The sequence below is a fragment of the Poseidonibacter lekithochrous genome (assembly GCF_013283835.1).
In the GTDB taxonomy this organism is placed as follows: domain Bacteria; phylum Campylobacterota; class Campylobacteria; order Campylobacterales; family Arcobacteraceae; genus Poseidonibacter; species Poseidonibacter lekithochrous.
The window spans coordinates 1,410,038-1,424,832 of record NZ_CP054052.1 but is presented as its reverse complement, the minus strand read 5'-3'; the positions used below and the strand labels follow the sequence as shown (position 1 = coordinate 1,424,832).

Here is a 14,795-nt window from a genome sequence, read left to right as displayed (position 1 = left end):
TATGAATATTGATAATAAATTTATTGAGTTAATATCTCATGATGATACTTTAAACAAAGAGCAATTCAAGATCCTAGATTTGCCATTCCCTGCTTTAGAGAATTGGAAAGAATTAGCATTACAAAAAGAAGTATCAAGAAATGATGCAAATATGCTAATGTTGTTAAAGGGGAAATTAGCCCTAACTGCACAAAAACAAATTATAAAAAACTATCTTATGGTTTTAGAGTTTAATAATATTAAAACTAAAAAAACAGAAGAGTTAAAAACAACAAAAGTAGCTCCTACTTCAGAACCATCTACACAAATAGACGAGAATCATGAATATGTAAGAATATATTGTGATGGAGCTTGTTCTGGAAACCCTGGAAAATCTGGTAGTGGATTAGCTATATATTCAAATGAAAGAAACCCTGTATTACTCCATGGAGCTTATGAAGAAAATGGTACAAATAATACTGCTGAGTTAAATGCATTACATCAAGCTTTAATTATTGCTGAACAAACTCATAGTGAAAATATCATCTCTATATTCTCTGATTCAAAATATAGTATTGATTGTATTACTACTTGGGCTTATGGCTGGAAAGCTAAAGGTTGGACTAAAAAAAGTGGAGAGATTAAAAATCTTGAACTTATTAAATCTGCACATGGTTTATATGAAAAGATTAAAGATAAAATCGAAATAAAACATGTAAAAGGTCATGCAGGAATTGAAGGTAATGAATTAGCCGATAGAATGGCAGTTCATACAATTAAAGCTAAAAATAAAAACTATGAGTTTTTCTCTTATAATCAAATACAAGATGTTCTTTCATTAACATCTTACTAAAACATAACCTTTTTAGGTTATGTTTAGTTTATTAATCTATCTCTTTTGCAACATGTGACATACCATCACTAGAAGCATTTTGCAATACTCTATCTGCTAATTTTGAGAATGGTAAAGATTGTAAATATACTTTTCCGTGACCTTCTAAAGTAGCTAAAAATACACTCTCCCCACCAAAAATCATAGACTTAAGATTTCCAGCAGCTTGAATATCATAATCAATTCCATCTTCAAAAGCTACTAAACATCCAGTATCAACTATTAGTTTCTCACCCTTTAACTCTTTTTCAACAACTGCACCACCTGCATGAATAAAAGCATTTCCATCACCTTGAATAGATTGAAGAATAAAACCCTCTCCTCCAAATAATCCAGCTCCAATTTTTTTAGAAAAAGTAACATCTATTTTTGTACCACGAGCAGCACATAAAAAAGAATCTTTTTGACATATTAATTTTCCACTTTCTGATAAGTCAATTGGTATTATTTTTCCAGGATAAGGAGCATTAAAAGTCACTCTTTTTTTACCCTCACCTTCATTTGTAAAATGAGTTAGAAATAAAGATTCCCCAGTTATCATTCTTTTACCCATGCCAAACATTTTAGAAAATATTCCCTCATCCATATCTGAACCATCTCCAGCTTTTGCTTCAAATCTTATGCCAGAATCCATCCAACACATAGCTCCAGCTTCTGCAATAACTGTTTCATTTGGGTCTAGTTCAACTTCAACTGCTTGAATGTCAGAGCCTATAATCGTGTAATCTATTTCATGTGAATTCATTATTAACCTTTTATATTTATTTTTTAATTTTGATTATTTATATGGAATTTCTATTGTAAAACTAGTACCTTTATTTTCAATACTAGAACAAGATATATTCCCTTTTAGTGTTATATTAACTATGTCTTTTACAATACTTAGACCAAGTCCCGTACCGCCAGATTTTTTTCGTGTTGTATAAAAAGGTACAAATATTTTTTCCAATTTTTCAGAAGAAATGCCTTTTCCATCATCACAATAGATAATTTGTACTTTATCATTAATTATTTCAATATCAATAGTAATACATCCTTTATCATTTTTACTGTAAGCGTGATTAATTGAATTCATAATAAAATTAGTAAAAACTTGTGAAAATGCACCGGGAAAAGAGTTTATCACTAACTTTTCATCACAATGCACTTTTACTACTAAATGAGTTTTTTTGATAATATAATTTAAACTAAAAATAACCTCATCTAAATACTCTTTTACTTTAAATTCCCTTTTTTCATCGTGGGTTTGATCTACTGCTACTTCTTTAAAAGAAGAAATTAGTTTTGATGCTCTTTTTAAATTCAAGAAAATCATTTTTGATAAGTCTTCAGAGGAAGATAAATAAGCTTCAAAATCTTCTTGAGTCATTTCCTCATTTGAGTAAGATTTTTTTATTCTTCTAGTGATCTCTTCTAAGTGGGAAACACTTGTAAATCCAACACCAATGGGGGTATTTATTTCATGTGTTACACCAGCTACTAACTTCCCAAGGTTAGCCATTTTATCAGCTTTAACTAAACGAGATTGAGTTTCATTTAATTCATTAATTGTTTGGGTGTTTTCTCTTTGTAGTTTAATATTATCACTTGTGATTTTCATAGTACAATAAAGTTGCATTAGATTTAATGGTTTTAATAAAAAAGTGTTAATACCTATTTCAATAGCTTTTTGTAAATATTTATTATCTGAATATGCAGATGTTATAATAATTGGAGTAGTTTTATCTTCTTCTCGAATAAGCGAACTCATTTCTAATCCACTCATAATATTCATTTTGATATCAGTAATTATAATATCAGGTTTATGTTTTTTATATAATTCATAACCTTCTTTACCATTAGAAGCTGCAATTACTTTTTCAACATTAGATCTCAAATAATATTCTAATTCTGTTCTAATAAGATCATCATCTTCAACATATAATAAAACAATGTCTTTTATAAATTCATTTCTCATGGCAAATCTTTAATAAGAATTTCTATTATCATTATACTAGTTTTTCATTAGAGATAAGAATTTACTCTCACAATTCATCTACTTTAAATACATATACTTAAAACAAAAAAGGATAAATTATGAGAAAAGCAATACTAATTATTGTTGCTTCAATTGTTCTTTTTACAGGATGTCATTCTCATCATAGCATAGGAGTTTATGTACCCATTGTAAAAACAAGACATGTAAATGCAACATATCATCATAAGTATAACTACCACCATAATTACAATAAACATCATTATTATAAACACCATAAAAAGTATCACAAAAAATATTATAAACCTCACAGAGGATATTATAGAAGACATTAGTAGTTATAAGTATAAATTTGGTTATACTTAAAAAAACAAAAAAAAGGATATTCAATGTCAGGTAAAATAGTAAGTCTTCTTATTTCAAAAGATGTTAAAAGCCCAATGCAAAAAGTTAACCAAATTGTTTTAGAAGAAGGAAAAGGTATCTTTGGTGATAGATACTATGAACAAAAAGGAACTTTTTCAACAGAAGGCAAAGTACAACCTGACAGAGATGTTACTTTAATTGAGGTTGAGAATATTGATGAGTTTAATAAACAATTTGATGAAAGTCTTACAGGTGAAGATTTCAGAAGAAATATAGTTATTTCAAATTGTGACTTAAATAATTTAGTTGATAAAGAGTTTCAAATAGGAAAAGTAGTATTAAAAGGTGTAAGATTATGTAAACCTTGTGAGTACTTATCTGATAAACTTGGTAATGAAAAACTAGTAGATAGTATGTCAGATAAAGCTGGATTAAGAGCTACAATTATAAAAGGTGGAAGTATTGATATGACTTCACAAGTTGAAGTTTAATAATCTAACTTTATAATAATTAATATGAAACTAAAAGATAAGTCAATACTGACTTGTCTTTTTTTATGCCCAAAATAAAGGCTAACACTATAATTTTAAGGTGATTTGAACTCAATTAAGATATTATTTTAAATTATTAAACAAATAGAAAAGAATTAGGATACATTTATGATTGAGAGAAAAGGTTCAATACTTACAGTAAGAGAAGACATCAAAGTTTTTGATTGTACTATTAGAGATGGTGGATTAGTAAACAATTTCCACTTTACAGATGATTTTGTAAAAGCACACTACGAAACTTGTGTAGCTGCTGGTGTTGACTATATGGAAATTGGAAAAAACAATTCTCCATCGATTATGAGTGAAGAAGAATTTGGTAAATGGAATTTCTGTAAAGAAGAAGATATTAGAAAAATCGTTGGTGAAAATGATACTAATATGAAAATAGCTGTTATGTCTGATATTGGTAGAACAGTAAACTCTGAACTTCTTCCAAAAGAAGAAAGTGTTGTAGATATGATTAGAATCGCAACATACATTCACCAAATCCCAGCAGCAATTGAACTTGTTGAAGAAGCCCATGCAAAAGGTTATGAAACAACTATTAATATTATGGCTATTTCAAAATCATTTGATCAAGAGTTAGATGAAGTATTAGAAGCAGTTAGTAACTCAAGTGTTGATGTTATTTACATTGCTGATAGTTTTGGTTCATTCTACCCTGAGCAAATCAACAGACTAACTGAAAAGTATTTAAAAATTGCAGAAGCTAAGGGTAAAAAAATTGGTATTCATGCACACAACAATATGCAATTAGCATATGCAAATACTATTGAAGCCTTAACATACGGAACTAGCTACTTAGACGTAACTATTTCTGGATTAGGAAGAGGTGCTGGAAACTGTCCTATGGAACTATTAATCGGATTCTTAAAAAATCCAAAATATAAATTAATGCCAGTATTAAAATTCATTGAAGAATTTATAATCCCATTAGAAAAAGAACTAGACTGGGGTTACTCAATTCCATACATGTTAACTGGACAATTAAACGAACATCCAAGACCAGCTATGAAAGCTAGGGATGAAAAAGATGATAACTATAGAGAATTCTATAGAAACTTATTAGCTGAATAATTTTTAGCTAAAAAACCAAAAAAGCTAGTTCATAAAGAGCTAGCTTTAACCTACAAAATATACTCTTTAAAATAGCAATTTAATACAATACCACTACTTTTATCTATGTTATAATGAATAATGAAAAAGAAAAATGATTCAGTTTATCAATCAAAATTTTGGCGACCGATTCCTCAAAATGATATCATATTAAATAAATCCCTATTTCAAAACTATGGCTTTGAAAAACATATCCATGAGGAGTATGCTATAGGTGTTATAGAACAAGGATGTATTGATGGTTTTGTAGATGGAAGTACAAAGATAATAAACAAGTCATCAATCATGACTATAAATCCTGATACTGCACATTCAAACTGGGCTCATGACAATAGTGCATATTCACAATCTGCACTATATTTAAATCCCTCTTTCTTATCAACACTTCTAGAAGAGAATTTCAAATCTAAACCTGTTCATTTTAAATCAGGGCTTATAGAAAATGAAGCATTAGCTAATGAATTTTTATCGCTAACTTCAGCTTATGAAAAAGGTGATTTATCATCACTAGATTTTGAGTGTCAATTAGTAGAAATACTAAATAAAATACTATTAATTAATACAACAGCTAGTGAGCAAAAAACTCTAAGTAAACATGATTTAGCAATTTTTAGAGCAAAAGAATTTATGCAAGATAATCTAGATAATGACATAACACTAGATAATATCTCGGAGCAACTTGATATATCAAAATATCATTTTTTACGTTTATTCAAAGAGCATACTTTTTTTTCACCCCATGCTTATTTGATGTTAAAACGAATAGAAAAAGCAAAAAAGCTTTTACAAAAAGGCCACTCACTTGTAGATGTTGCTTATTCTTGTGGATTTAATGACCAAAGTCACTTAACAAAAAGATTTAAAGCAGTAGTTGGAATTACACCTGGAGAATATCAAAAATTCTTTCTTTAGCAATCTGGTACTATACGAAAACTCTTTACTTAGTTAATATTCTTGTATTAATTTAGATTAAGGAGTTAATATGTTGAATTTTTCACCATATTTTAACGAATTTCTAATTGTAGCTTTTGCTATGTTTGTAGCATTACTATCACCAGGACCAGATTTTGCAATGGTGTTAAAACAAAGTGTTACACAAGGAAGAAAAGCTTCCATTTATTCAAGCATTGGTATAGGATTAGGAATCTCTGTACATGTAGTATATACAATTTTAGGAATTGGACTTATTATTTCAAAATCAATTGTTTTGTTTAGTATAGTTAAATTTCTTGGTGCTTTTTATCTAATATATATTGGATATAAAAGTCTTAAATCTTCAGGCTTTGAACTGCAAGCAGATCAAACTAATACTGTAAAACAAGTAAGTAATAAGAAATCATTTATGATGGGATTCTTGTGTAATGCACTAAATCCAAAAGCAACATTGTTTTTCTTATCTTTATTTACAGTAATAATTAGTATTGATACACCAATATACATCCAGTCTATATATGGAGTATTTTGTATCTTTGCAACAATGGCATGGTTTACTTTCCTATCATTGGTTTTAAGTCAAGACAAGGTAAGAAGATTTTTTAATAACTTTGGAAAATGGTTCGATAGAACCGTAGGAGTTGTGCTTATCTCACTGGGGATAACAATCGCATTTTCAAAATAATAAGAGTTTACTCTTATTATTTTGTACTTTTATCACTTATAATTAATACATAATCTTTTGAAGTAATCTTTTTATCATTTTGAATATATACTCTAGGTACTCGTTTATCAACCATACAAACAATTTCATAATTAATTGTATTTAGTAATTCAGATACACTATCAATAGAAATTCCATTTGTATTATTACCACCAAATAAAACTACCTCATCTCCAAGTTTAACATCAAGATTAGTAACATCAATAAGACATTGATCCATACAAATATTTCCAATAATAGGAACTATTTTATTACCTAACATTGCATTTGCTTTTCCTGATAACATACGAGTGAAACCATCGGCATAACCAATAGGTAAAGTAGCGACTTTTGATTTTTTTTCACATTTATGTTTTAAACCATAACTAACTCCACAACCCGCTTCAATATCTTTCACTTGTGAAATATTAGCTTTTAAACACATAACTTCTTTTAATTCTACATTACTATGATTTACATCTTTTGATGGATATAATCCATATAACATAATTCCTGCACGAACCATATCCATGTTAAATTGTGGTAAATCAATAATAGCAGCACTATTTGATACATGTTTAATTGGAATATCTAGTCCATTTTCTTTTAAAGTATCAACAATTTTATTAAACTTTTCCACTTGTTTGATTGTATATTCTTTATCTAATTCATCAGCCATAGCAAAGTGAGTAAATATACCTTCAATAAATAATCCATCAAGTTTACTCATTTGTAATATTTCAGAAATAGTATTTTCATTATCTTGCATACCTAAACGATTCATTCCTGAATCTATTTTAATATGAACAGTTAGTTTCTCATTTAACTCAACGGCAACTTTTGAAAATTCTATTGCTTGCTCTAGGGTATAAACTGTTTGAATTATATTATTTTGAATAATATCTTTAGCTAAAGAATCAGGAGTATATCCAAGAACCATAATTTCAACATCAGAAAAAGTTGCTCTTAATTGTATAGCCTCACTAAGTGTTGCCACTGCAAATCTGTCAGCTCCATTGTCAAGTAAAGTTTGTGCAATACAAACCGCACCATGGCCATAACCGTCAGCTTTTATTACTGCAGTTATTTTAGTATTATCATTAACAACTCGTCTTGTTTCTCTCATATTATGAGCTAAATTGTCTAAATTGATTTCTGCCCAAACTGGTCTTGATAATTTCACTTATCCCTCTCCTATTTTTAATGCTAAGTTATTACTTTATATTTTTATAGAGATATTAAAAAAGTAGCACAATACTCCTAATACCTCTATAAAAATATAATCACTATAAGGAAGTAAAACTTCCTTATAATTCTCTCTTAAATATTATTTATATTTTTTTATTTCACCAGAATCTACTCTTGCAAGGAAAGAGTTTAATTCTTCTTTTACAATTGGCATTAAGTAATATAATCCAATGATATTAAAGATAGACATTGCAAACATTGCAGCATCTGAGAAGTCGATAACAGCACCAAAACTGATACTTGTTCCAACAATTACAAATAAACAAAATATAGTTTTATAAACAATTTCATTAGTTTTGCTTTCACCAAAAAGGTAAGTCCAAGCTTTTAAACCATAGTATGAGTACGAAACCATTGTTGAGAATGCAAACATAACTACTGTAATGGCTAAGATATATTCAAAAATAAATGATGTTTCAGTAAATGCAGCAGATGTTAAATTAACACCACTTAACTCTCCAGTATTCATTCCTGAAATTGTAATAACTAAAGCTGTCATTGTACAAATAATAACCGTATCAATAAATGGTTCAAGTAATGAAACTAAACCTTCTGTAACTGGTTCTTTTGTTTTTACCGCAGCATGAGCAATTGCTGATGTACCAACACCAGCTTCATTTGAGAATGTTGCTCTTTTTAGACCTTGTATTAGCGCACCAATAAATCCACCAGCAACTCCAGCACCAGTAAATGCTCCAACAAAGATTTGTTCTATTGCACCCCCAATTTGATCATAATGAGAAATTAATACAATAAGTGCCATACCAATATATAAAGCCGCCATAAATGGAACTAATTTTGATGTAACTGAACCAATTGATGGCATACCACCAATAATAACAGATGCTACTAGTATTGCTAAAATAATACCTGTAACCCAACCATAACCAGGAGCAATTCCAAATGTTTGAACAATCATTGCATTTGCTTGATTCCCTTGGAACATATTCCCTGCACCAAATGTCGAGAATATTGTCATAATTGCAAATCCAACTGCTAAGAATTTACCAATTCTTGCATGACCTTTTTCTTTAAACGCTTTTGATAGATAATACATTGGACCACCAGAAACTGTACCATCTGGATTCTCATTTCTATATTTTACACCTAGAGTACACTCTGTAAATTTAGAAGCCATTCCGAATAAACCACAAACAATCATCCAAAATGTAGCCCCAGGACCACCAATTGCAATAGCAACCCCAACACCTGCAATATTACCAAGACCAACAGTTCCTGATAAAGCAGTTGTAAGTGCTCTAAAGTGTGAAACTTCCCCTGGCACTTTATCTTTAGGATCTGAATATTTCCCAGTTACAATGTCTAAAGATAATCTAAATTTTCTAAATTGAATAAAACCAAAATAGAAAGTAAAGATTATTGCAGCTACAAATAACCAACCAACAATTAATGGAAATGTTACCCCATCTTCAACTTTAGCACCATAGAAAATTGCACTTGCAAACCAACCAAAGTAAGTAGTGAAAAATTGATCAATTTTTTGATCAATACCTACAACTTCTTCAGCAAAACTAATACTTGGTACACATAACATTACCATGTAAAAAAGCATACTTCTAAATTTATTCATAAGTTTCTCCCCTTTTTTATAATATAATTTAATCTCATTTTATATTATAATTTTTAAATTACGTAGCTAACTAAACCAATGTTTAATTACAATATTAATTCATCAATTAATATAATAAGTAAACCAATAAAAAAATGTTAAATGAAGAGATTAACTCTTCATTTAATGATTAGCCTTGATAAAATGATGAGAATAATAAAATGTCAGCGTTTGTATTATTCTTTTTGTCTATAGTAATAACGTCGTTAACGATTTTTCCAATTGCAGGTGCAAAAGTAATCCCTAACCATCCAAGCCCTGTAGCATGAACTAGATTATTGTAGTTTTCGTCATATCCAATAATTGGTATGTCATTTGGAGTAAGAGGCCTAAATCCAGACCATTCAACCATATCTTCTTTTACAAAATCATTTGTATATAAAGATAAGTTTTTGTGAATACTATCTATTTGTTTTTTTACAACATCAGGATTAGTAGTTCCTAACTCAAGTTTAGAAGTCATTCGAACTGTATCTCTTCTTGGTGTCATTGCAATAAATAAATCGGCAAATAATGAAGATGTTTTTGGTTTTAAAGCATCATCCATTTTAAATGTAATACTGTATCCTTTAGCAGGAGTCATTAGGAATCTATTTTTTGCTTGCCTTGCTAGTGTATCATCAGCACCAGTAGATAATACAAAAGTTTCAGCTTCATAAACACCTTTTGATGTTCTTATTTTACTTACTTTTGAACCTTCAAATTCTAATCTCTCTACTTCTTCATTTAATAAGAACTCAACACCTTTTTCTTCTAGGTATCTTTTTAGTTCAAGCATAAATTCACCTGGATCTACATGACCATTCTCTTTTAAAAGAATTGAACCTATAACTTTATCATTTAAAATAGGCATATACTCTTTTGTTCTATCTTTAGAAAGTATTTCGTAAGCCTCAGGATTTGTACAATGTGCCGCTTTTTCATCAAAAGTTTTTTGTTCTGTATAAATCATTAGTAAACCATCTTTACAAAAATGGAAATCCATTCCATCTTCTTTTACCATTGTTTCATACATATCTAAACTAATTCGTCCATATCTTTCAAATAAGGCTAAAGTTCTTTTTAGTCTAGCTTCTGTTGTACTAGCAGCAAATTTTAAAAGCCATTTAAATAAATGTAAATCAAAAGTAGGATGAACACTAGCAGGTGATTCACCTTTTAGCATTAATTTTAAAGTATCAAAAATTGCTCCAGGAGCACTTAATGGAGCTTTTTTAAATGCTGATAATAATCCTGCATTTCCAAAAGAAGTTCCATCAGTAATGTCACCCTTTTCAATAACAGTAACATCTCTTCCACTCTTTTGTAAGCAATAAGCTGACATAAGTCCAATACAACCACCACCTACAACTACAATATCTTTTTTCATTTTCTTGTTCTCCGCTTTCTTATATTATCAAGTTATATTATATTATTTTTTTGCAATTGATTCTATTTCAATTAGAGCATCTTTTGGTAGTCTTGAAACTTCATATGTTGCTCTTGCTGGAAATGGTGCTTCAAAATATTGTCCATAAATTTCATTTACTACTGCAAAATCTTCTATATCTTTTAATAAAATAGTAGTTTTAACAACATCTTTCATTTGTAATCCAGCTTCTTCTAAAATATATTTTGTATTCTCTAAAGATTGTTTTGCTTGTGATGCAATATCATCTCCTGCAAACTCACCTGTAGTTTCATCTATTGGTAATTGTCCTGATACAAATGTAAATCCATCTTTCTCTACTGCTTGTGAATATGGTCCGATTGCACTTGGTGCTTTTGTTGAATTAATAGCGTTCATATTAAGTCCCTTTTATGATAATTTTTTTTCATTGGAATCAGTATATAATAAAATTTTATCAATGTAAAGAGTTTTTATCACAAATTAATAAATTTTTATTATGATAACAATTTATTATTGATTTGACAATTTTTTATTAATACCTTATAATAAGAATATACATAAGCTATTAAGGATATATTTGTGAACAAACATATTAAAAAATTTATATCTATTGCAGATTTTTTAGGTGATGTACTAGGAAGTAATACAGAAATCATACTACATGACTTAACAAATTATGAAGAGTCAATTGTCCATATAATCAACGGTCACATCAGTGATAGAAAGATTGGCGACCCAGTAACTGACCTAGTTTTAGAGTTTATAGCAAGTGAATCTAAAGGTAATAAACAGTTTATCTCTAATTACAATTCTAAAACAATAGAAGGTAGACTTTTATACTCTTCTACATATTTTATCAGAGATGATAATAATGAAATTGTAGGGGCTTTATGTCTAAATTCTGATTATCATGAGGTTAAAAAGTCTTTATCATTCTTAACTTCTTTATTACCAAACTACGTAGATGATAAAATTTTATCAATCAATAATATAAAAGAAAACCTTAATACAGATCCACAAGAATTAACACTTAGTAAAATAGATGCAATAATAAATGAGTTTGATGTAGTTCCAAATAGAATGACAACAGATGAGAAAACAAATGTAATTACAGCACTAAATGACTGTGGTGTTTTCAATATTAGAGGTTCAGTGCAAGAAGTTGCAAAAAAATTACAGATGTCAGAACCTTCAATTTATAGGTATATTAAAAAAATAAAAAGTTAAATTGTAATTTGACAATATTTCCTTATTCTCTTATAATAAAAAAATATAATATATTAAGGATATATTTGAATCAACATATCAAAAGATTTATTACAATTGCAGACTTCTTAGGGGAAGTGCTAGGAAGTAATACAGAAATAATACTACATGATTTAACTAACTATGAAGAATCAATCGTTTATATAATAAATGGACATATAAGTAATAGAAAAATAGGTGGACGTCCTACTGATTTAATTTTAGAATTTATTGCAGCTGAGTCTGAGGGAAATAAACAATTTATATCTAATTACAACTCAAAAAGTATAGAAGGAAAACTTTTATATTCATCTACATATTTTATTAGAGATGACGATAATAAAATAGTCGGAGCTTTGGGTTTAAATTCTGATTACCATGAAGTGAAAAAATCATTATCATTTTTAACTTCATTACTTCCAAATTATGTTGATGATAAAGTTTTATCACTTAATAATATAAAAGAAAACCTAAATACAGATCCACAAGAGCTAACACTTAATAAAATTGATGCAATTTTAAATGAATTTGATATTGTTCCAAATAGAATGACAACAGATGAAAAAACAGAAGTAATTACAGCACTAAATGACTGTGGGGTATTTAATATTAGAGGTTCAGTACAAGAAGTAGCTTCTAAACTACAAATGTCCGAACCATCTATTTATAGATATATCAAAAAAATTAAAAGCTAAACAAATAAATACTTATGTATATCATTTATTTGATGTGCATTTGCCCATGGGTAGGGAAAAGATGATACTAAGTCTAAAACATCATTTTGGTACTTAGCATCAACAATACTCATTTCTTTAATTTTAATATCCAAAGAAGTAATTAAAGAATCTTTTCTAATCCAAACATATTCTCCAATACCTACTTTGACTTCTTTTGTAACTTTATCATTCATTACTACTAACCATTGACAGAAAAACTTTTCATCATCTCTTTGAATAGTATCTTCCAAACAAATAGTATAAACATTTTCAAACTTCATTGAAAAATCTTCTACAAGTGTTACTGTAATATTATCAAGTCCTGTTACTTTAGAAGGAAAAGATATATTTTCAGAATTTACTATCATATTTAAAGTAGCATCTTTTGAGAATACTCTATTCATTAAGTGTGGTTTATTAGAGTCTTTTGCATTAATATAAGTTGTAATTAGTTTCGTAAATGATGAAGCCATTAAATTATTCCTCTTTTAAATTTTCGTAATCTTTCGAAGTCATAGTTGGTATAAACTCTTGAATATCATATTTTGCCAGATTATTCTGATAAAAAGGATCTTTTTCTAAAACTTTATTTAGTTTTTCAAGACTATCAAGTTTAGATAATATTATTCCACCAGTTCTTGGAACCTTACGCCCAGAAGCAATAAAATTACCCTCTTCATATTGTTTTTCTAAATATTCCACATGTGATGATAAATGATTATCAACTTCTTTTAAATCACAAATATATGTTAATGATACTATGAACATTCATTTCCTTTTTTATTATTAGAAGTATAGTATATATAAATTAAAAGTTAATCTAATAAAGATATATTAAAAAGTAATTGTTTTAATGAGTTTAAAGATGCTGTAATTCTCATTGCTTGATCTATTGAGTTATCACTTTGGCTATGAGCTTTTAGATTACTTAGATGACTATTAAAACATACAAAACCTGAGTTTATTGATGATATTGATATACAAGAATAATGATATGCTGTCATATCTTTCACCCCAAGGTTTTGAATTACACTCATATTTAAAGACTCTAAAGAACCTCCAGCTTTTAAAGGATGAACATTTCTAGCCATAAAGTATGGGTTCGTTGTGGCCATTCTACTAGAAGCTAAAAAAATAGCTTTTTGTTCAGATTCTTCTAGTTTTCCCAACTTTTCTTCTACTAAAGAGAATAAGTCTTTTTCTTTTAAAGCAATGGCACTTGAGAATGCCACATACTTTATATATTTTTTATCTAAAGAATTTTCATTTAAAATTGTATTTTCAAATAATTCATATTGTTCTTTTAGTTCTGGTACTTTTTCAAATAGTTTTTTTAATTTATTCATAAATAATGCCTTCAAATTTTTTGTAATGATATAGCAATTATTTATAATATTTTATTAATCTATACTCTTAGGCTTTCCATTAATTTTAAAGTATCTAAATCTTTTTTTGTTCCTCTTTTTAAAAGATGCTCTTTTACTCTTGCAAATCTTTGTTCATTATAATCCTGTCCTAAATGAAATTTAGCGCTACTTTGAGATGGAACTAATTTATAAATACATGTTGCATTTATTATCTTTTTGTATATAACATCAGTTAAAGCTTTGTATCCGCCCTCTTTTTGGTACTTTTGCATTAACATTTCTAAGGCATTTGCTTTTACATCATAATCTTCTATGAATTCAATATGACCATCTAATATAATAGATTTAAACATATGTGTTGCAGGGCTTGCTCTCCCATCATCTGTACTAAAATATGATGGTAATAAAGAATAAGACTCAACGACTGAAAAACTTGCATTATTATTGTTATTCATAATTTCTATTTTTTTACCTTTTTTTGCTCCATGTATAAATATCTCTCCATTTATTTCCACAAAGTTTAAAGGAACAGAATAAGGTTTATTATCCATACAAATTGCTAGTGTTCCAAACTCTGTATTTTCTAAAATATTTTTTATTAACTCTTCATCTTTTATCTCATAAACTTTTCTCATTTTCTTCCTTTCTTCTTTTAATTGTGATAATATAACAGACATTTGACCT

18 protein-coding genes are annotated in these 14,795 nt (G+C 28.4%); 8 read left to right on the top strand and 10 right to left on the bottom strand.

All coding sequences use genetic code 11. The features are described 5' to 3' along the window. The first annotated feature begins 1 nt into the window (after nt 1). Nucleotides 2-832, top strand: a complete 831-nt coding sequence (locus tag ALEK_RS06895; RefSeq protein ID WP_071625893.1) for a ribonuclease H family protein — start codon at nt 2-4, stop codon at nt 830-832. Nucleotides 833-863: 31 nt separating this feature from the next. Here the strand turns inward: ALEK_RS06895 and ALEK_RS06890 are convergent, their stop codons facing one another. Next, nucleotides 864-1,616 (bottom strand): TIGR00266 family protein, encoded by a 753-nt coding sequence (locus ALEK_RS06890; RefSeq protein WP_071625894.1) that lies wholly within the window; start codon nt 1,614-1,616, stop codon nt 864-866. A 33-nt stretch (nt 1,617-1,649) separates the two neighbouring features. Then, a complete protein-coding gene (locus tag ALEK_RS06885; protein WP_071625895.1) occupies nt 1,650-2,828 on the bottom strand; it encodes a sensor histidine kinase in 1,179 nt (392 codons plus the stop codon). 119 nt (nt 2,829-2,947) lie between these two features. Here ALEK_RS06885 and ALEK_RS06880 point away from each other — a divergent pair, with 119 nt between their 5' ends. The 5 genes from ALEK_RS06880 to ALEK_RS06860 all read left to right on the top strand — a co-directional run bounded on the left by ALEK_RS06880 (nt 2,948) and on the right by ALEK_RS06860 (nt 6,497). Then, on the top strand, nt 2,948-3,181 hold the full coding sequence (locus ALEK_RS06880; RefSeq protein ID WP_071625896.1) for a hypothetical protein: 234 nt from the start codon (nt 2,948-2,950) through the stop codon (nt 3,179-3,181). Between the two features lie 54 nt (nt 3,182-3,235). Beyond that, a complete protein-coding gene (locus tag ALEK_RS06875; protein WP_071625897.1) occupies nt 3,236-3,703 on the top strand; it encodes an MOSC domain-containing protein in 468 nt (155 codons plus the stop codon). Nucleotides 3,704-3,871: 168 nt separating this feature from the next. Further along, nucleotides 3,872-4,840, top strand: coding sequence for an aldolase catalytic domain-containing protein (locus tag ALEK_RS06870; RefSeq protein ID WP_071625898.1), 969 nt, complete (start codon nt 3,872-3,874; stop codon nt 4,838-4,840). 120 nt (nt 4,841-4,960) lie between these two features. Then, complete coding sequence (locus tag ALEK_RS06865; RefSeq protein ID WP_071625899.1) at nt 4,961-5,791, top strand: AraC family transcriptional regulator; 831 nt, start codon at nt 4,961-4,963, stop codon at nt 5,789-5,791. 70 nt (nt 5,792-5,861) lie between these two features. After that, nucleotides 5,862-6,497: a LysE family translocator gene (locus ALEK_RS06860; protein ID WP_071625900.1), complete on the top strand. Its 636-nt coding sequence runs from the start codon at nt 5,862-5,864 to the stop codon at nt 6,495-6,497. 16 nt (nt 6,498-6,513) lie between these two features. On the opposite strand, the gene alr is transcribed toward ALEK_RS06860, so the two are convergent. The 4 genes from alr to ALEK_RS06840 all read right to left on the bottom strand — a co-directional run bounded on the left by alr (nt 6,514) and on the right by ALEK_RS06840 (nt 11,179). Continuing rightward, nucleotides 6,514-7,698, bottom strand: a complete 1,185-nt coding sequence (alr, locus tag ALEK_RS06855; protein ID WP_071625901.1) for an alanine racemase — start codon at nt 7,696-7,698, stop codon at nt 6,514-6,516. A 144-nt stretch (nt 7,699-7,842) separates the two neighbouring features. Beyond that, nucleotides 7,843-9,354 carry an alanine/glycine:cation symporter family protein gene (locus tag ALEK_RS06850; protein WP_083574582.1) on the bottom strand — a complete coding sequence of 504 codons (1,512 nt, stop codon included), beginning with the start codon at nt 9,352-9,354 and terminating at the stop codon, nt 7,843-7,845. A gap of 169 nt (nt 9,355-9,523) precedes the next feature. Next, nucleotides 9,524-10,762 carry an NAD(P)/FAD-dependent oxidoreductase gene (locus ALEK_RS06845; protein WP_071625902.1) on the bottom strand — a complete coding sequence of 413 codons (1,239 nt, stop codon included), beginning with the start codon at nt 10,760-10,762 and terminating at the stop codon, nt 9,524-9,526. A gap of 42 nt (nt 10,763-10,804) precedes the next feature. Further along, the gene (locus tag ALEK_RS06840) at nt 10,805-11,179 is read right to left on the bottom strand and encodes a RidA family protein (protein ID WP_071625903.1); all 375 of its coding nucleotides are present in this window, start codon (nt 11,177-11,179) and stop codon (nt 10,805-10,807) included. A gap of 183 nt (nt 11,180-11,362) precedes the next feature. Here ALEK_RS06840 and ALEK_RS06835 point away from each other — a divergent pair, with 183 nt between their 5' ends. Together ALEK_RS06835 and ALEK_RS06830 are read left to right on the top strand one after the other, a co-directional pair. Continuing rightward, the gene (locus ALEK_RS06835; protein WP_083574583.1) at nt 11,363-12,010 is read left to right on the top strand and encodes a helix-turn-helix transcriptional regulator; all 648 of its coding nucleotides are present in this window, start codon (nt 11,363-11,365) and stop codon (nt 12,008-12,010) included. 65 nt (nt 12,011-12,075) lie between these two features. Continuing rightward, entirely contained in the window at nt 12,076-12,723 is a 648-nt protein-coding gene (locus ALEK_RS06830) for a helix-turn-helix transcriptional regulator (protein ID WP_164072422.1), read from the top strand. Here the strand turns inward: ALEK_RS06830 and ALEK_RS06825 are convergent. Genes ALEK_RS06825 through ALEK_RS06810 form a run of 4 tightly spaced genes read right to left on the bottom strand, consistent with a single transcriptional unit; the run spans nt 12,720 to nt 14,746 of the window. After that, nucleotides 12,720-13,217: a hypothetical protein gene (locus ALEK_RS06825; protein WP_071625905.1), complete on the bottom strand. Its 498-nt coding sequence runs from the start codon at nt 13,215-13,217 to the stop codon at nt 12,720-12,722. The genes ALEK_RS06830 and ALEK_RS06825 overlap by 4 nt on opposite strands. Before the next feature lie 4 nt (nt 13,218-13,221). Further along, the gene (locus tag ALEK_RS06820; RefSeq protein WP_071625906.1) at nt 13,222-13,512 is read right to left on the bottom strand and encodes a YciI family protein; all 291 of its coding nucleotides are present in this window, start codon (nt 13,510-13,512) and stop codon (nt 13,222-13,224) included. A 47-nt stretch (nt 13,513-13,559) separates the two neighbouring features. Next, entirely contained in the window at nt 13,560-14,090 is a 531-nt protein-coding gene (locus ALEK_RS06815) for a hypothetical protein (protein WP_071625907.1), read from the bottom strand. A gap of 59 nt (nt 14,091-14,149) precedes the next feature. Next, on the bottom strand, nt 14,150-14,746 hold the full coding sequence (locus ALEK_RS06810; protein ID WP_071625908.1) for a pyridoxamine 5'-phosphate oxidase family protein: 597 nt from the start codon (nt 14,744-14,746) through the stop codon (nt 14,150-14,152). Nucleotides 14,747-14,795: the final 49 nt, after the last annotated feature.